This window comes from Streptomyces sp. NPDC059850, from assembly GCF_042731515.1.
Classification (GTDB): domain Bacteria; phylum Actinomycetota; class Actinomycetes; order Streptomycetales; family Streptomycetaceae; genus Streptomyces.
In genome coordinates this window covers 18,005-34,527 of sequence record NZ_JBHWJI010000012.1, presented here as the reverse complement: position 1 = coordinate 34,527, position 16,523 = coordinate 18,005, and the positions used below count along the sequence as shown (strand labels likewise).

12 protein-coding genes are annotated in these 16,523 nt (G+C 72.1%); 5 read left to right on the top strand and 7 right to left on the bottom strand.

Translation table 11 applies throughout. The features are described 5' to 3' along the window. Positions 1 to 556 precede the first annotated feature (556 nt). The gene (locus ACFV9T_RS12305; RefSeq protein WP_385439052.1) at positions 557 to 1,732 is read left to right on the top strand and encodes an FAD-dependent monooxygenase; all 1,176 of its coding nucleotides are present in this window, start codon (positions 557 to 559) and stop codon (positions 1,730 to 1,732) included. 39 nt (positions 1,733 to 1,771) lie between these two features. Here ACFV9T_RS12305 and ACFV9T_RS12300 read toward each other — a convergent pair whose 3' ends face one another. Together ACFV9T_RS12300 and ACFV9T_RS12295 are read right to left on the bottom strand one after the other, a co-directional pair. Further along, on the bottom strand, positions 1,772 to 2,641 hold the full coding sequence (locus tag ACFV9T_RS12300) for an ABC transporter permease (protein WP_385439049.1): 870 nt from the start codon (positions 2,639 to 2,641) through the stop codon (positions 1,772 to 1,774). Further along, on the bottom strand, positions 2,638 to 5,430 hold the full coding sequence (locus ACFV9T_RS12295; RefSeq protein WP_385439046.1) for an alpha/beta fold hydrolase: 2,793 nt from the start codon (positions 5,428 to 5,430) through the stop codon (positions 2,638 to 2,640). The genes ACFV9T_RS12300 and ACFV9T_RS12295 overlap by 4 nt, the downstream gene beginning before the upstream one ends. Positions 5,431 to 5,594: 164 nt before the next feature. Between ACFV9T_RS12295 and ACFV9T_RS12290 the strand changes: the two genes are divergently transcribed. Next, the gene (locus ACFV9T_RS12290; protein WP_385439044.1) at positions 5,595 to 8,702 is read left to right on the top strand and encodes a CHAT domain-containing protein; all 3,108 of its coding nucleotides are present in this window, start codon (positions 5,595 to 5,597) and stop codon (positions 8,700 to 8,702) included. Positions 8,703 to 8,758: 56 nt separating this feature from the next. Here ACFV9T_RS12290 and ACFV9T_RS12285 read toward each other — a convergent pair whose 3' ends face one another. Then, a complete protein-coding gene (locus ACFV9T_RS12285; protein WP_385439041.1) occupies positions 8,759 to 9,289 on the bottom strand; it encodes a TerD family protein in 531 nt (176 codons plus the stop codon). A 287-nt stretch (positions 9,290 to 9,576) separates the two neighbouring features. Here ACFV9T_RS12285 and ACFV9T_RS12280 point away from each other — a divergent pair, with 287 nt between their 5' ends. Next, entirely contained in the window at positions 9,577 to 9,945 is a 369-nt protein-coding gene (locus tag ACFV9T_RS12280; protein WP_385439039.1) for a BlaI/MecI/CopY family transcriptional regulator, read from the top strand. Further along, entirely contained in the window at positions 9,942 to 10,853 is a 912-nt protein-coding gene (locus ACFV9T_RS12275) for a M56 family metallopeptidase (protein ID WP_385439036.1), read from the top strand. The genes ACFV9T_RS12280 and ACFV9T_RS12275 overlap by 4 nt, the downstream gene beginning before the upstream one ends. Before the next feature lie 21 nt (positions 10,854 to 10,874). On the opposite strand, the gene ACFV9T_RS12270 is transcribed toward ACFV9T_RS12275, so the two are convergent. The 3 genes from ACFV9T_RS12270 to ACFV9T_RS12260 all read right to left on the bottom strand — a co-directional run bounded on the left by ACFV9T_RS12270 (position 10,875) and on the right by ACFV9T_RS12260 (position 12,515). Continuing rightward, complete coding sequence (locus ACFV9T_RS12270; RefSeq protein WP_385439034.1) at positions 10,875 to 11,507, bottom strand: DUF305 domain-containing protein; 633 nt, start codon at positions 11,505 to 11,507, stop codon at positions 10,875 to 10,877. Between the two features lie 72 nt (positions 11,508 to 11,579). Further along, on the bottom strand, positions 11,580 to 11,987 hold the full coding sequence (locus tag ACFV9T_RS12265) for a DUF6153 family protein (protein WP_385439031.1): 408 nt from the start codon (positions 11,985 to 11,987) through the stop codon (positions 11,580 to 11,582). Between the two features lie 48 nt (positions 11,988 to 12,035). Then, complete coding sequence (locus tag ACFV9T_RS12260; RefSeq protein WP_385439029.1) at positions 12,036 to 12,515, bottom strand: general stress protein; 480 nt, start codon at positions 12,513 to 12,515, stop codon at positions 12,036 to 12,038. A gap of 112 nt (positions 12,516 to 12,627) precedes the next feature. On the opposite strand from ACFV9T_RS12260, the gene ACFV9T_RS12255 reads away from it, so the two are divergent. Further along, the gene (locus ACFV9T_RS12255) at positions 12,628 to 15,585 is read left to right on the top strand and encodes a SpoIIE family protein phosphatase (RefSeq protein WP_385439028.1); all 2,958 of its coding nucleotides are present in this window, start codon (positions 12,628 to 12,630) and stop codon (positions 15,583 to 15,585) included. A gap of 13 nt (positions 15,586 to 15,598) precedes the next feature. Here the strand turns inward: ACFV9T_RS12255 and ACFV9T_RS12250 are convergent, their stop codons facing one another. Then, positions 15,599 to 16,486, bottom strand: a complete 888-nt coding sequence (locus tag ACFV9T_RS12250) for a dihydrodipicolinate synthase family protein (RefSeq protein WP_385439026.1) — start codon at positions 16,484 to 16,486, stop codon at positions 15,599 to 15,601. Positions 16,487 to 16,523 lie beyond the last annotated feature (37 nt).

The following is a 16,523-nucleotide window of genomic DNA, read 5'->3' as shown; positions in this document are numbered from 1 at the left end:
GCGGACATCCCGTCCGCGCGGGGCATGCCGAGCGTGGCCGTCTCTCTGCCCGAGGGGGCTCGTGGAATGGCGAATCGCCGTTGGTGAGGCTTCGCGTGAGGGATTTTCTAGGGTGCTACGCGCGAGGCTGCTACGCGGAAGCCGTGGCCGGTCCGCTGCTGCGGAAGCAGGGTCTCCGGCGCCGCCCGGGACAGGCGCTTACCGCTCTTGCCGGGCCGCGGGACACGCGAGCGTGCTCCAGCGAAGTGTGCATGGGTCCCATCCTTGTTCGGATCGTGGGGGGAGGACCGAACGTCACCAGTGCGAACCAACCGGCTTTTTGTACGGGCCAGTCGGAAGCCCCAGTCTCTTCGATGACAACAGAACCGCACAACACCATCAGGTAACACTCTCATTAATCGATCACTGCGCTCTGGTGGTTCGCGCGGTGTTCGGCCTTGTCGGCGACCTGTCGGTGCCGCGTAGGCGGTGCGTCGGTGGAGCGTCGGTGCGATGTCGGTGGCTTCGCTCACTCTTACGAGAAGAAGCGATTCGGGGGAACGAAAGGGAGTTCGCGATGCGGAATATGAGAGTCCTGATTTCCGGGGCCAGTGTGGGCGGACCGGCTCTGGCGTACTGGCTGAACCGCTACGGTTTTGAGGTCACCGTGGTGGAGCGGTACGCGGGGCTGCGGCCCGGCGGGCAGGCCATCGACGTCCGGGGCACGGCGCTGGAGGTGTGTGAGCGCATGGGGGTCCTGGCGGAGATCCGGGCCCACAGCACCGGTCTGCGCGGTATGTCGACGGTGGACGGCGACGGAAAGGAACTCTCCAGCACCACCGAATGGACCGCGAGCGGCGGTCGGCTCGACCGCTCCGACGTCGAGATTCTCCGCGACGATCTGGCGACGGTTCTCGTGGGCGCGGGCGGCACGGACGGAAAGGGCGTCGAATATCTCTTCGATGACTCGATCGCCGCACTCGCCCAGAGCACCGGCGAAGTGGCCGTCACCTTCCGCAGCGGTCTGTCGCGCACCTTCGATCTCGTGGTGGCCGCCGACGGAGTGCACTCCAGCACCCGTCGGCTCGTGTTCGGCCCGGAGGAGAACTTCCTCCGTCCGCTGGGGGGTTATCTGGCGGTGTGGACCGTGCCGAACTATCTCGGTCTCGACCGCTGGCAGATGGCCTACCTGATGGAGGGCGACGGCCCGTGGGGCGCGATGGTGATGAGCGTCCGCGACAACGCCGAGGCCCGGGTCTACGTCGGGTTCGACTCGGACGAGCCGCCCGCGCGGGTGCTGGGCGACCGGACCGTCTCGGAGCACAAGCGGCTGGTGGCCGAGGTGTACGCGGACGCGCGCTGGGAGATGCCACGGCTGCTGGAGTACATGTGGGGCGCCCCCGACTTCCACTTCGACGCGATCGCCCAGATCCACATGGACTCCTGGTCCCGTGGCCGGGTGGCACTGCTCGGCGACGCGGGCTACTGCGGCTCCCCCGCCTCCGGCCAGGGCACCTCGATGGCCCTGATCGGGGCGTATGTCCTGGCGGGCGAGCTGAAGGCCGCGGGTGGTGACCACACCACGGCCTTCGCCGCCTACGAGCGCGAGCTGCGCGACTTCGTGACCGCCAACCAGAACCTGGCCCTGACCAACCGGGAGCGGATGGAGGCCGAGGTCAGCGAGGGCGACCAGGACGCGTACACCGACGACTTCTACCAGGTGGTCAACTCGCTGGCCCTCAAGGACTACTGACCGGGGTGTCGGTCACGGCGGTGTCCGCCACAGTCCGGGCTAGGACACCACGTCCTTCCGCCCGAAACCGCGGAAGGCCAGGGCGAAGAGCACCAGGGCGAACGTCACCGACACCGCCGTCCCCTTCAGCATTCCGCCCCACTCCAGCTGGGGCTGGAGTGCGTCGGCCCAGGCGAACTGCCAGTGCGCGGGCAGGAACTCACGCCAGGAGCCCAGCGCCGTGACGGCGTCCAGCACATTGCCCACGATGGTCAGCCCGACCGCGCCGCCCACCGCACCCAGCGGTGCGTCGGTGACGGTCGACAGCCAGAACGCGAGGGCGGCGGTGACCAGCTGGGACAGGAAGATGTACGTGACCACCAGGGCGAGCCGGACGAGCGCGTCACCCGTCCCCAGCTCGCCCCCGGTGGGCAGCCGCAGCGGCCCCCAGCCGTACGCCACCGTGCCCACCAGCAGCGCGACGAGCGGCAGCAGCACCATCGCGGCCGCGCTGAACGCCAGCGCCACGGCCAGCTTTCCGGCCAGCAGCCGGGCCCGGGGCACGGGCGCGGCCAGCAGATAGCGCAGCGAGGACCAGTTGGCCTCCGAGGCGACGGTGTCACCGCAGAACAGCGCCACGGGCACGACCAGCAGGAAGGCCGCCGAGACGAAGAGCGCGGTGGCCGCGAGGTTGGCGGCCGAGGAGGTGGCGGTCTCCATCAGAGTGACCCGGTCGTCCCGCCCCTCCGGCGTGCCGCCGATCGCGAACGCGGCGACGAGGACGAGCGGCAGCCCGGCCAGCACCACGCCCATCACGAGGGTGCGGCGCCTGCGCAGCTGCCGTACCGCCTCGCCCCGCAGGGGCAGGGTGTGGCGCGCCCGGTAGCCGGGCGCCGCCTCCGTCACGGGCCGCGCCACAGGCGTGCTCATGCGGATCCTCCTTCGATCAGCGTCAGAAACGCGTCCTCCAGGCGCCGGTTGGGCCCGAAGCTGGTCACCGGGATCTCCAGCCGCACCAGCTCGGCGAGCAGCCGCGCCGGGGTGGCGCCGTCGACCAGGACGAGCAGCCCGGCGTCGGTGCGCGCGGCGGAGGTGATGCCGGGCAGGGCGCTCACCTTGTCGACCAGGGCGTCGCTCAGCTCGCCCTCGTGGCCGACCAGCAGGCTCTCCCCGGTGCCGGTGATCTCGCCCACCGGGCCCGCCTGCACCAGTCGCCCTCGGTCCATGACGACCAGATGGGTGCAGGACTGTTCGACCTCGGCCAGGAGATGGCTGGAGACGATCACCGTGCGCCCTGCGGCCGCGTACCGGATCATCACCTCGCGCATCTCGCGGATCTGGGGCGGGTCGAGGCCGTTGGTCGGCTCGTCCAGGATGAGCAGATCCGGCAGGCCCAGCATGGCCTGGGCGATGGCCAGCCGCTGCCGCATGCCCTGGGAGTACGTACGTACCGCGCGCTCCAGCGCGTCGCCGAGCCCGGCGATCTCCAGCGCCTCCTCCAGGTGCGCGTCCTCGGCGGGCCGTCCGGTGGCGCGCCAGTACAGCTCCAGGTTGGCGCGTCCGGTCAGATGCGGCAGGAAGCCCGATCCCTCGACGAAGGCGCCCACCCGGGACAGGACGGGCGCGCCGGGCCTGATGGCCTGGCCGAAGACGCGGATCTCGCCGCCGTCCGGGCCGATGAGCCCCATCAGCATGCGCAGCGTGGTGGTCTTTCCGGCGCCGTTCGGCCCGAGCAGCCCGAGCACCTGCCCCTTCTCGACGCGGAAGGAGAGGTCGCGTACGGCGTACCGGTCGGCGGACTTGGCGTAGCGCTTGCTCAGATCGGTGATCTGCAGGGGTACGTCGGCGAGTTCGGGGTCGGCCGGCGGCGCGGACGTCGGCCGCCTGCCGGTCAGCAGCAGGGCCAGCGCCACCACGGCGCCGCCCAGCGGCAGCCCCCACACCCACCACGGCAGCGAGGCGGGCTCGGTGTGCACCCCGGGGGCGGTCGGCACGGTGAGGCCGTCGTCCTCCAGCGCGACGCGGTACGTGGCGGGCTGGTCCGGGGAGGCGTAGCCGAGGTCGGTGGAGGCGAGCACGAGCCGCAGCGAGTGGCCCGCGATCACCTCGTGGTCGACGGCGGGCAGCCGGAGCGTGACGGTCTTCCCCTGCTTCGCGCCGGTCACGCGGACGGGGGTGACGAGCTGGGAGGGCAGTGTTTGCTGGCCGTCCGGCCCGACGTCGTACACCTTGGCGAACAGCACGGCGTCGTCGCTGTCCGCCCGCACCCGGACCTTCACCTCAGGCGTCCCGGTGATCCGCAGGGACTGCTTCAGCGGTGCGGAGTCGAAGCGGGCGAACTGGCCGGGGATGTCGAGGGAGACGCCGATGCCGAAGGAGGACGCCTGGGACAGCGCGGCGATGCCCGGCACCGCGGAGACCGAGGGCGGTCCGCCGCCGGGCGGGTTCGCGAACGACTGCTCGCGGCCGCGCAGCGCCACGGTCTGCTGTCCGTCCTCCAGGCCGGGGTAGCGCTCCCCGGTGGCGCCGCGCATCTGGAGGGTGCCGTCGGTGGAGTCGACACCGCCGGTGCGGGTGACGCGGAAGGCGGGCCCGGTGTCGGTGCCCCGGTCGCCCTTGAGGTAGCGGTCGAACCAGTCGCGGGTGCGGGACTGGACGCGCCCGGTCTCGCGGTCGCCGCCGTCGTGGCCCCCGTCGGTCCAGTCGACGTCGACCGGGGCGCCGTTGGCCTTGACCGCCTTCGCCATCTCATCGGCCTGGCCGAGCGGGAAGAGGGAGTCGGACTGGCCCTGGAAGATCAGCGTCGGGACCTTGATCCGGTCGGCCACGGCGGAGGGGCTGCGCTCCTCCAGCATGCCCCGGGCGGCGTCGTCCGGCTTTCCGGCGACCGCGACGCGCTCGTACATCGCGCACAGCTGCTTCTCGAAGCGTCCGCAGCCCTGGTCGCGGCCGCCCGCGGCGGGCGGGGCGCCCGGAGCGGCCTGGCCGCCCCCGCTCCCCTGGCCGCCTCCGCCGCCCTGCGGTCCGGGCGCGCCCCCGGAGCCCTGGCCCTCCTGGTCTCCCTGCTGGCCTGCTGGCTGTCCTCCTTGCTGGCCTCCGAGATCGGCCGAGCCGGTGGTGAAGAAGAGCCCGGCCCACAGCTTCTTGAAGACGCCGTTCGGGAAGAGCGCGTCGGCCAGGTTCCAGTAGGTGATCTCGGGCGCGATGGCGTCCACCCGCCGGTCGTACCCCGCGGCGAGCAGCGACAGCGCGCCGCCGTACGAGGCACCGGCGACGCCCACGCGCGGATCGCCCCGGGCGTCGAGCCGTACCTCGGGCCGCTTCGCCAGCCAGTCGATCAGCCGCCGGGCGTCGGCCACCTCGTGCTCCGGGTCGTTGAGCCCGATCTTGCCGGTCGTTTTACCGAAGCCGCGCGCCGACCAGGTCAGTACGGCGTAACCGTCCCGGGCCAGCTGCTCGGCCTGCTCCCGTACGTCCTCCTTGCTGCCCCCGAAGCCATGGGCGAGCAGCACCGCGGGGCGGCGGCCCTGACCCGCGGTGAAGTACGAGGTGTCGAGGCGCGTCCCCGGCATGTCCAGCACCCGGTCCGCACGGTGCACGGCCGGCCCATCGTCGGCGGTTGCGGCGGCCGCCCAGGTGCCCGCGCCCGCGAGAACGGCGACGGCGGCCACCGTCGCGAGCAGCCGACGCCCGCGCAGCCGGGTCTTTCGGAGATCCATGAAAGAACCCTAGGCATGAGATACCGACGCCGGAGCTGACATCAGACGGATTCCGTCCCCCTTCTCAGGGTGTATCCGGCGACGCGACGTACACCCGGTGCGGTACGCGGCGGATCACCCTGTTCCGCCCACGCGCGGCGGCGAGGCACGTCACAATGACGCCCATGGGGGACTATCTGGACGAAAATGTACGCCGCATGATCCGCGAGGCGATGGCCGATCCGGACCGTAAGCTCCTGTTCTCCGGCGACAGCCGGGAGTCGGTGCTGTCTCCGGAGACCCTGCGCAATATGGCCGGGATCGTCGACCGCGCCCGGGACCGTTTGACGCCCGAGCGGGCCGGGGCGGCCTCGGTGGACATCGAGGCGGTCTATCTGGCGGCCTGCTTCCACCTGGCGCGCGCTCCGCTCGCCCCCGAGTGCGAGGCCGCGGAGGACCGTCTCGCGTCGGGCTTCCTCTTCTCGGTCGTGCACGCGCTGCGGCCCGCCGCCCTCCCCCGGCCGCTCAGAGTGGGGCTGGCCGGTACGGCCCCGCAGGTGGCACCGGCCTGGAAGATGCTGCACGCGATCGCCGTCGTGCTGTTACGGCGCGGCGCGTCCGCCCGGGACGAGGCCGGGCTGTGGCGGGCCGCCGAGATGTTCCATCACACGCGGGAGATGGCGCCCGGGAAGGACATGCCGGGGATCCTTTTCAACGAGGGCTCCACGCTGGCCACGCTCTTCGATCTGACCGGCGATCAGGCGCTGCTCACCGCGGCGGTCGCGCTGATGCGGCAGGCGGTGGCGGCGTTCCCCGACGACGCGCCGCCGCCTGCCGAGGCGCTGGCCGCGCTGGCGGAGGCGCAGGCCAAACTGGCCGAGGCGCAGGCCGAGACGGCGCCACCCGGCCCCACGGCCCACGATGTCACGCCGGGCGGGCGCATGGTCCGGTACAGCGTGGCGGGGGCGCCGGGCGACCTGGAGACCTCCATCGCCGACGTGCGGAAGGAACTGGCCGCCACGGCCGACGGCGCCCCCGCGCGCGAAGGCCACCGGATCAGCCTGGGCAATCTGTTGCGCATGCGCTTCGAGGCCACCGGCCACCTCGGCGACCTCACCGAGGCGATCGGCGTCCTGCGGGTGGCCGTACGGGCGACGACCGACGACGACGCGCTGCGGTGCCCGGCGTACTCCCTGCTCGGGCTCGCCCTCCTCGACCAGTTCGTCACCACGCACGAAGCAGCCGACCTCGACGCCGCGACCGAGGCCGCCCGCAACTCGATGGCGGGCAGCGCACCCCTGTCACCCCACTACGGCCAGACGCTCACCAATCTGGCCGCCGTGCTGTACGCACGCTTCGAGACATACGGAGACTTCGCCGAACTGGCCGAGGCCATCCGCCACTTGGAGCACGCGGTGGCCGCCACCCCGCCCCATCAGCACGACCACCCGGTGATGCGGATCAAGCTGGCGGTCGCCCTCGGAGCGCGCGGAAAGCACACCGGGCGGATCACCGACGTCGACCGTGGCACCGAGCTGCTGCGGTCGGTCCTCGACACGGTTCAGGCCACCAGCCCGCACTGGCAGGTGGCGAGCCTGGAGCTGGGGGCGCTTCTGACGGCCCGTTCGAACATGACACGCGCCCCGGGGGACCTGCTCGCCGCCATGGGACAGTTCCGCGCCACCGCGCTCGCCCCGGGCGAGGACATCCGCTCCCGGCTGAGGGCGGCCTTTCTGTGGGGGCTGAACGGCGCGTACAGCGGCGATCTGCCCACGGCCACGGAGGCGTTCGGGCTCGCGCTGGACGATCTGCTGCCCAAGCTCACCGGCCGGGCGCTGGACCGGCGCTCGCGGGAGGTGCGGCTGCGTGAGCTGCCGTCGCTGGCGTGTGTCGCCGCCGCCGTCGAGATCACCGCGGGCCGTCCCGAGGAGGCGCTGGTACGGCTGGAACGGGGCCGTGGGGTGTTGCTCGCCCAGGCGCTGCGGCTGCGCGGCCGCCACGGTGAGCTGGCCGAGGCGGCTCCGGAGCTTGCCGGACGGTTCGAGCGGGTCTGTGACGCGCTGATCGAGGAGCGCGGCACCGCCGAGCAACGGGCCGCCCTCACCGCGGAGTTCGACGCCCTGCTGGCCGAGATCCGGGGGCTCGGCGGCTTCGAGCGGTTCCACCGGCCGCTCGGCTGGGCGCGGCTGCGCACGGTGGCCGCGCAGGGGCCGGTCGTGGTGCTCAACGTCTCCGAGCTGCGCTGCGACGCCCTGCTGCTGCACACCGAAGCCGAGGGTGGGAATGGGGTCGAGGTGCTTCCGCTCGCCGGGGTCACCCGGGCCGAGGTCAGCCGCCGCGCCGAGGGCTTCCACGCCGCGGTCGCGGCGCTGTCCTCGGCCGCGGCCCTGACCGATGGGGACACTCACCAGCAGGCCATGGAGGAAACCCTGGAGTGGCTGTGGAAGCACATCGCCGGGCCCGTGCTCACCCGGCTCGGGCTGGACCGTCCGGTGAGTCCGGAGGCCGAGGAGCGGGAGTGGCCACGGCTGTGGTGGTGTCCCACCGGCCCTCTGGCCCTGCTGCCGCTGCACGCGGCGCGCTGCCGCTCGGACGGCAGCCATGTGCAGGACCGGGTGGTGTCCTCGTACACCCCCACGCTGGCTGCCCTGCTGCACGCCCGGGAGCGGGCGGCAGGGCCAAGCGGGCCACCGACACTGGCCGCCGTGGGCGTGTCCGCGCCACCGCCCGGCGCGGACGGGGCCGCCCTTCCGCCGCTGCCCGCGGTCGGCGCCGAGCTGGCCGCCGTGGCCGGGCTGCCGGTCGGGCAGTCCCGGCTGCAGGACGCGGATGCCACTCCCGGGGCCGTACTCGCCGCGCTGCGCACCCATCCGTACGCGCATCTGGCGTGCCACGGTTCGTACGACCCCGAGAATCCGTCGGCCGGTGGGCTGGTGCTGCACGGTGGCGAGCTGACGGTGCACGATCTGACCACCGAGCGGATGGGCGAGGCGGAGTTCGCCTGTCTGTCCGCCTGCCACACCGCCGCGCCCGGCACCGCGCTGGTCGACGAGGTGATCACGCTCGCCTCGGCGTTCCAGCTGTGCGGCTACCGCCACGTGATCGGCAGCCTGTGGACACTGAAGGACGCGGTCACACCCGCGCTCGCCCGGGACCTCTACGGGGCGCTGGGCGCGGCGCGGTCGACGGCGGGCTCGGCCCGCGCGCTGCACCGGGCGGTCCAGCGGCTGCGTGCTGAACGGCGCTACGCGAGACCGCTGTTCTGGGCGTCAATGATTCACATCGGCCCGTAGCGAGGTGCGCCCGGGCAACGACGAAAGCACGCAGCCACGGTCAGGAACAAGGATGGTCAGGAATAGTCCTTACCCATCACAGACGTAAAGTCCTCCGGGTCGACCGTGAATCCGCGGATGGCGCTGTGGATTCCCCATTCCCCCGATTCGTCCCGGGTGAACTCCGCTACCGTGGCTGCTGTGGCTCCGGAGACACCGGTGAAATCGCCTTCCATCAGCTCGGTATATCCCTCGACAATCCGGACGCTGGTGTTCCGGACATCGCCGAAGGTCTTCCGCCCGCTGTTCTGCTGGATGGCCACACCCACCACGACGCGGGAGTACTCCTCGGACAGCCGCTCGAACTCCAGGGTCATCGCCTCGTCGGTGCCCAGCCCCTGGCCGGTGCGGCTGTCCCGGTTGAGGTAGATGACGCCATCGGGCGACCGGCTGTCGAAATGCACCAGATACGCGGGTTCCCCGTACGGATCGGTCGCCCGGTAGGTCCCGGCGACGATGTCGAGGTCATTGGCCGCCTCACCGCTGGGGCTGGGGTCCCACTTGAGCGCCACCTCGATTTTCCCGAGTCCCTTGCTCAGACCACTCATCCAGACTTCCCTTTCGCCTTACCCGGGTTGAATACGCGTCCGGTCAATCCTATCGTGCGCAAGGCCAGTTGAGGCTTTGGCCAGGGGCGGAGCACCCGGCGCTCCGCATGATCGGCGGCCTCTCGGCGCCCTGTCGACGATCTCCTCGGCGATCTCCTCGGGGATCTCCTCGGGGATCTTCTGTGGCCGCCCGGCATTCCCCCCGCTGTCCCTCCCCGGAGGACGGCTCTCTACTATGGGCCTCCGTACTAACGGAGGTAAGCGTCTGACGGCGGAAGGAAGCGTCCATGCGGCGGCTGGGGGATCTCGAGGCGGAGATCATGGACCGTCTGTGGACGTGGCGGCGCCCGGCGACGGTCCGGGAGATCGTCGACGACATCAACACACAGCGTCCGGTCGCTTACACCACGGTGATGACCGTGGCCACCATCCTCTACAACAAGGGCTGGCTGCAGCGCGGCAAAGAGGGCCGCGCCTGGCTGTACTCTCCGGTACGCAGCCGTGAGGAGTACTCCGCCGCGCTGATGGAGGACGCGCTGGGCACCAGCCAGGACCGGCCCGCGGCACTCGCCCATTTCGTCGAGCAGATGGGGCCCGACGAGGTCAGCGCGCTGCGCAAGGCGCTGCGCGCGGCCGGGCGGCGGACCCAGGAGTGATCCCGGCGCTCGCCCTGGCCTGCTACGCGGCCGCGGTCGGCACCCTGGCCCCGCGGGCCCTGCTGCGCAGCGCCTGGCCGCACCGCTCCCCCGCGCTCGCCGTGGCCGCCTGGCAGGGGCTGGCCGTGTCGTTCACGGTCGCGCTGGCCCTGGCCGCGTACCACCTCGCCATTCCGACCGGACACCTTGACGCGGGAATGTCCGGCTTAGTCCACTTCTGCGGGCTGACCTGGCACGCCCGCATCCCGGTCCCCGGCCCCTTCGGTGTCCCGGCCGCCGTGCTGCCACTCCTCGTTGCGCTGCTCGCGCTCGCCCGCGTCGGCCACGAGGTGCTGCGGGCGCGGCGGGCCCGCTCCCGCCACCTGGGCGTCCTGGACCTGGTCGGCCGGCGCTCGGCGCGGCTGCGCGCCACCGTCCTGGACCATGAGCTGCCCGCCGTGTACTGCCTGCCGGGGCGCTGCCCGCGCGTGGTGGTCAGCACGGGTGCGCTGCGTACGCTGTCCGGCGCCCAGCTCGACGCCGTACTGGACCACGAGCGCGCGCACATCGCGGGCCGCCACCATCTGGTGCTGGCCGCCGCCGAGGCGTTCGCCCGGGCCTTCCGGTGGCTGCCACTGGCGCGCGCCGCCCGGGAGCAGACGGCGATGCTGCTGGAGATGGCGGCGGACGACCGCGCGCTGCGCCGCCACTCCCGCGAGACGCTCGCCACGGCGCTGTACGAGATGGCGGCGGGCCGTACCCCCGTGGGGGCCTTCGCGGCCGGTGGCCCGGGCGCCCTGGTCCGGCTGCGCCGCATGCTGGGCCCGCACCGCCGCCCGCATCCCGCGCTCCGGCTCGCGGTGGCCACGGCCGCCACGGCCCTCCCGGTGCTTCCCGTGGTGATCGGCTGCGCCCCGGGGATGATGTAGACACCCCCGGGGCGCTGCTACTCAGAGCCGGTCGAGGATCTTCCGCAGGGTGGTCACCTCGGCGGACTGGTTCTTGATGACGTCCTCGGCGAGCTTCTTGGCCTTGGCATCGCGGCCGCTCTTCCGCTCGTCCTCGGCCATGGTGATCGCGCCCTTGTGGTGGTCGATCATCATCTGCGCGAAGGCGCGGTCGAAGTCGGCACCCTTGGCGGTCTTCAGCCGGTCCATGTCCTTCTTGGACATCATGCCGTCCATGCCGCCCGAACCGTGATCCATGCCGGGCATGCTCTCCGAGGAGGGCGAGACCGGCTTACCCCAGGCCTTCAGCCACGACTTCATGGTCGTGATCTCGGGGTCCTGGGCCTTTTCGATCTTCCCGGCCAGGGAGGCGATCTGCCGGTCCCCGGCCCGGCCGTCCGCCAGCTTCGCCATTTCCAGCGCCTGCTGGTGGTGCGGGATCATCATCTGCGCGAAGGAGACGTCCGCGTCGTTGAAGCCACCCTTCGTCGCGGAGGCGGAGGGCGAGTCCTTGCTTCCGTGGTCCATGCCCTTCATGTCGTCGTTCCCACCGCAGGCGGTGAGCAGCAGTGCGCCGGTGGCGACGATGCCCGCCACCGCCAGGCGGCGGCGCGGTGCGTGCGTGTGATTGGTCATGCCGATGTACCTCATGCCGTGTGTGATGTCGGTGTTCGTGTTCCGTGTTCTGCGGAGTGGCCGGGGTACGGCCTATATCCGCAGGACCGACAGGGTCGTGAGGTCATGAACCGGCGAGGGAGGGACGGGCCGCGGCACGGCGGCCACCGGGGCGCGCCGGGGCGGGGGCGGGCCACGGCGCCGTACGAGGGCGGCCCGCAGCACGGCCGTGAGCACCCACGCACCGAGCACCGCCACGCACAGCGAGGCCATGTCCATCCCCGCCATGGGCGCGGTCGGAGTGTCTTCGTGCGCGGTCGCGGCGGGCGGCATGGCCTGGTGTATCCCACCGGCCGCGTGGGAGGAGGCGTGTACGGAGGTGCCCGAGCCCATGCCGGAGCCGCCGTCAGGGTGCCCCATGGAATGCATCATCAGCACACCGAGCGCGAGCGCGACGACGAACAGGACACCGCCCACACGTCCGCGCCCGTTCTCGTTCATACCGATCACTCTACTGCTAAGGGAATTAGTACACGACAGCGACCCCGGTCAGCCTTCCGGCCAATCCAGTTTGATCAGCATGTTCTTCGCCTCCTCGGCGACCTCGGCGTCGGCGACCACGTCATAGCGGGCGGCCACGATCTGGCTCCGGGAGGAGAAGTCGTGGCGTCCACCGGTCATGGCGTGTCCGACGAAGCCGGCGATGGCGCCGAAGACCGCTCCGTAGACGATGCCGCTCAGGATCAGCACGAGCACACTGTGGGACCCCTGTGCGAACACCGACAGCAGCAGGCCGATCAGCAGCCCGAACCAGGCGCCGGTGCCCATCCCGGCGAGCGCGGCCCGGCCACGGGTGAGCCGCCCGAGCACCGTCTCGACCATGCGCAGGTCGGATCCGATGATCGCGGTGTGCTCGACGGGGAACTTGTTGTCGGACAGGAAGTCGACCGCGCGCTGGGCGGCGGCGTAGGTCGCGTACGAGCCGACGACCGGACGGTCGACCACCGTCGACGGCAGTTGCTGGGTCATCGCAGATCTCCCTCCGCGGCGAAATGGATGTCGCCACAGAGGGTGAAACGCTTGAAAATGCGGACATATTCTTATAGAGAGACTGACCCGGCGAGCAGGTGATCGCGTGGGTGTGAACGAACGATACGGCCCGGCCCGGGAGGCGGAGCGGGCCCGGCTGAGCCTGCTCGAAACCGCGAGTGGCGGCCTGGGCGACGCGGAGCTGTTGCGTCTGGCGCTCGACCATCTGGTGGCCGGACTGCAGGGCCTGGGCGGCATGGCGCATCTGCGCAGGCCGGACGGGCTGGGGCTGCGGCTGGTGGCCACCAGCGGCCTCAGCGGTCCGCTGCTCAGGGCGTGGCAGACCCTCGAGTGGGGCGAGCCGGTCGCCCCGATGACCGCCTTCCACGGTGGCGCCGCCCTGTGGGCCGACGACCCGGCCGACCGTGGCTCCCTCGCCCGGAGCATCCCGGCCGGTGTGTGCATGGCGGCCATCCCGGTGCCGATGAACTCCGGTCCGCCGCTCGCGGTGCTGTCGGTGCTGACGTCCACGCCACGGGCGGGGGACCCGGCCCAGCGCGACCTGGCCCGCACGGTCACCGGCTGGCTGGCCCAGCGGCTGCGGCTGCTGGCGACGGCCACACCGGACTCCGGCCGGGACCAGCTGCCGAAGGAGCCCCGGTCCAGCCCCTGGCTCCAGCAGGCGCTGCGTACGGCGCGGATCGGCGCCTGGGAGTGGGACCTCCACGGCGCCACGCTGACCTGCGACGATCAGGCGCAGACCCTGCTGGGGTTCGCGCCCGGCACCTTCGACGGCCAGGTCAACACCTGGCTGGGCGCCATCCACCCCGAGGACATGCCCTGGGTGCAGGCGGTGTCCAGCGCCGAGTCGCTGCGCGGCCGCAACGAGTACAGCGTCGAATACCGGGTGCGGCAGCCCGGCGGGGCGTATCGCTGGGTGCAGGCCCGTGGGACGGTGGCCGCCCGGACGGACGGTGTTGCGGACCGGGTGGTCGGCACGCTGTGGGACATCACCGAGACCCGCCGCTCGCGGGACGCCTTCAGCCGCGCCCTCCAGTACATGGGCGACGGGTTCCTGGTGGTCGACGAGGACGGGCGGATCACGTTCGGCAACGTCGAGGCCGAGCGTTTCCTCGGGGCCTCCGGGGAGCTGCGCGGCCGGGTGCTGTGGGAGCTGCCACGGGCGCGGGCGATCGGCGTGGAGCCCCGGTTCCGGCGGGCGGCGGCGGCCAGGGCGCCCATCGACTTCCATGCCCGCTGGCCGCGCAGCAACCGCTGGTACCACATCCGGCTGGTCCCGGTGCCCGACGGGATGACGGTGCACATCACGGACGTCACCGACCGCCGGGCGCTGGACGCCGAGCGCTCGGCCGCCGCCCATGCCGCCACCGAGCGCGCCACCCGGATCGCCGAGCTGACCAGCGCGTTCGCCGAGGCCCTGACCACGCGGGACGTGGTGAAGGCGGTGGCCGACCGGGTGCTGCCACCGTTCGGGGCGACCGGGCTGATCTGCCAGCTCATCGAGGACAAGCGACTGCGGGTGGTGGGCTCCACCGGCTACTCGGACACGTTCCTGAGCTTCCTCGACAACGTTCCCGTGCCGCCGGACGCCCCCGTCAACTCGCCCGTCACCCAGGTCCTCGGGTCCCGCAGCCCGCTCTTCATCTCCTCCCCCGAGGACTACGCGAAGCGCTTCCCCGAGGTGGTCGGCTATCTGCCACTGAGCGAGAAGAAGGCCTGGGCGTTCCTCCCCCTGATCGCCTCCGACCACCGGGCGGGCTACTGCGTGGTCTCCTTCGACCGGCCGCGCCACTTCGGCGAGGAGGAACGCACGCTGCTGACCGCGATCAGCGGGCTGGTCGCCCAGGCGCTGGAGCGGGCCCGGCTGTACGACGCCGAGCACACCCGCGCCCAGGAGCTGCAGCGCGGGCTGCTTCCCCGTACTCTGCCCGCGCTGCCCGCCGTCACCGCCGCCGCGCGCTATCTGCCCGCCGGGGAGGGCATGGAGGTGGGTGGCGACTGGTACGACCTGATCCCGCTGTCCGGGGAGCGGGTGGCGCTGGTCATCGGCGACGTCATGGGGCATGGGCTGTCGGAGGCAGCCACCATGGGGCGGCTGCGCACCGCCGTGCACACGCTGGCCGATCTGGAGCTGCCGCCCGATGAGCTGCTGACCCACCTCAACGATCTCGTGGGGGCGCTCGGCGATGACTTCTACGCCACGTGTCTGTACGCCATCTACGACCCGACCACCAGCGTCTGCGCCTTCGCATGTGCGGGGCATGTGCCGCCCGCCATCATCCACCCCGACGGCACGGTGCACTCGCCCGGTTTCTCGCCCGACCCGCCGCTCGGCGCCGCGACCCCGCCGTTCGAGACCATCGAGGTGCAGCTGCCGGAGGACAGCATCCTGGTGCTGTGCACGGACGGGCTGATCGAGTCGGCGACGCGCGACATCGACCACGGCATGGCGTACCTCTCCCGCACCCTGTCCGACGCACTGGCCAGGACGCCGGACCTGCTGCCGCGTACGGGCGCCACCGGTGGCGGTCCGGAGGTGGACGGGGAGGACGGACGTGTCCTCGGCCATCTCGACCGGCTGTGCGACACCCTCGTCGCCGCCCTGCTGCCCGAGCAGTCGCGCACCCAGGACGACGCGGCGCTGCTGGTGGCCCGGACGCATTCGATGACCGCGGACAACATCGTGTCGTGGCGGCTGCCGGACGCGCCGATCGCCGCCGGGGAGGCCCGCCACCATGTGCGCGACCAGCTCGGGGCGTGGCAGCTGGACGAGCTGGCCATGACCACCGAGCTGCTGGTCAGCGAGCTGGTGGGCAATGTGGTCCGGCATGCCAAGGGCCCGATCAGGCTGCGCCTGCTGCGCAGCCGCAGCCTGATCTGCGAGGTGTCGGACGGCAGCCCCACCACGCCACGGATCCGCCGCGCCTCCGACACCGACGAGGGCGGTCGGGGCCTCCAGCTGGTGTCCGCGCTCTCCCACCGCTGGGGCACCCGCTTCACCCCCACGGGCAAGTGCATCTGGGCGGAGCAGTCGCTGCCCGCGAACTGACCGGCGAGGCGACTCAGGCGGCCGGGCGGCCGGACACCTCGTGGGCCAGCGCCTCGATGTCGGCGGCGGTGGTCCGGTCCGGGTCGCCCACGGTCATCCGGGAGGCCCCGGCGGGCAGTCCACGGGCCGTCTGGGCGTGCTTGATCCGGCCGATGCTGGGGCCGAGGAGACCGACGGTACGGTCCACCCGGTCCTGGAGAGCGGCGAGCCGGGCCGGGTCGGTGGTGTCGTCACGCAGCGCCTCGGCCAGGTCGAGGAACGGTTCGGGGAAGGCGGCCGAGCAGCCGGAGACCACCCCGGCGCCACCGGCGGCCAGGACATCGGCGAGCCGCTGGTCGTTGCCCGAGTAGACCTCGAAGCCCTCGGGGAGTTCGGCACGGTACGCGGCCACCTCGGTCGAGGGCGTGCCGCTGAGCTTGACCCCGGCCAGCCCGCAGGAGGCGGCCAGCTTCCCGAACTCCACCGGCCCGACCGTCAGCCCGCTGCGCTCGGGGAAGAGGTACGCGTACAGCTGGGCGTCGGGGGCGGCGAGCCGGATGCGGCCGAAGTACGTCTCGAGTTCGTCGGCGCTCGCGGGCAGGTAGTACGGAGTGAGCGCGGCGATGCGGCGGACACCGGCCGCGACGGCGGCCCGGGTGAGCCGGACGGCGGTGTGCGCGTCGGCGGCGCCGATGTGCGCGATCACGCCGTCGGCGCCCGCTTCCTGCAGGGCGGTCTCGACCAGCAGCAGCCGTTCGCCCTCGCTCAGCGCGGGGAACTCTCCGGTGGTTCCGGCCACGAGCAGCTGTCCGGTGGTGCGGGCGGCGAAGCCGTACTGGGCGCGTGCCGCGTCCAGGTCGAGATCCCCACTCGGGGTGAACGGCGTGGTGAGCGCGGTGACGACGGTGCGCTGGTGGTCCATGGGCCTGACTCCTCACTCGGAAAACCGTTATCCGTTT

What these genes read in the sequence shown, in the direction of transcription:
- ACFV9T_RS12305 (WP_385439052.1), top strand. Translation starts at nt 557, where the DNA reads ATGCGGAATATGAGAGTCCTGATTTCCGGGGCCAGTGTGGGCGGACCG.
- ACFV9T_RS12300 (WP_385439049.1), bottom strand. Translation starts at nt 2,641, where the DNA reads ATGAGCACGCCTGTGGCGCGGCCCGTGACGGAGGCGGCGCCCGGCTAC.
- ACFV9T_RS12295 (WP_385439046.1), bottom strand. Translation starts at nt 5,430, where the DNA reads ATGGATCTCCGAAAGACCCGGCTGCGCGGGCGTCGGCTGCTCGCGACG.
- ACFV9T_RS12290 (WP_385439044.1), top strand. Translation starts at nt 5,595, where the DNA reads ATGGGGGACTATCTGGACGAAAATGTACGCCGCATGATCCGCGAGGCG.
- ACFV9T_RS12285 (WP_385439041.1), bottom strand. Translation starts at nt 9,289, where the DNA reads ATGAGTGGTCTGAGCAAGGGACTCGGGAAAATCGAGGTGGCGCTCAAG.
- ACFV9T_RS12280 (WP_385439039.1), top strand. Translation starts at nt 9,577, where the DNA reads ATGCGGCGGCTGGGGGATCTCGAGGCGGAGATCATGGACCGTCTGTGG.
- ACFV9T_RS12270 (WP_385439034.1), bottom strand. Translation starts at nt 11,507, where the DNA reads ATGACCAATCACACGCACGCACCGCGCCGCCGCCTGGCGGTGGCGGGC.
- ACFV9T_RS12265 (WP_385439031.1), bottom strand. Translation starts at nt 11,987, where the DNA reads ATGAACGAGAACGGGCGCGGACGTGTGGGCGGTGTCCTGTTCGTCGTC.
- ACFV9T_RS12260 (WP_385439029.1), bottom strand. Translation starts at nt 12,515, where the DNA reads ATGACCCAGCAACTGCCGTCGACGGTGGTCGACCGTCCGGTCGTCGGC.
- ACFV9T_RS12250 (WP_385439026.1), bottom strand. Translation starts at nt 16,486, where the DNA reads ATGGACCACCAGCGCACCGTCGTCACCGCGCTCACCACGCCGTTCACC.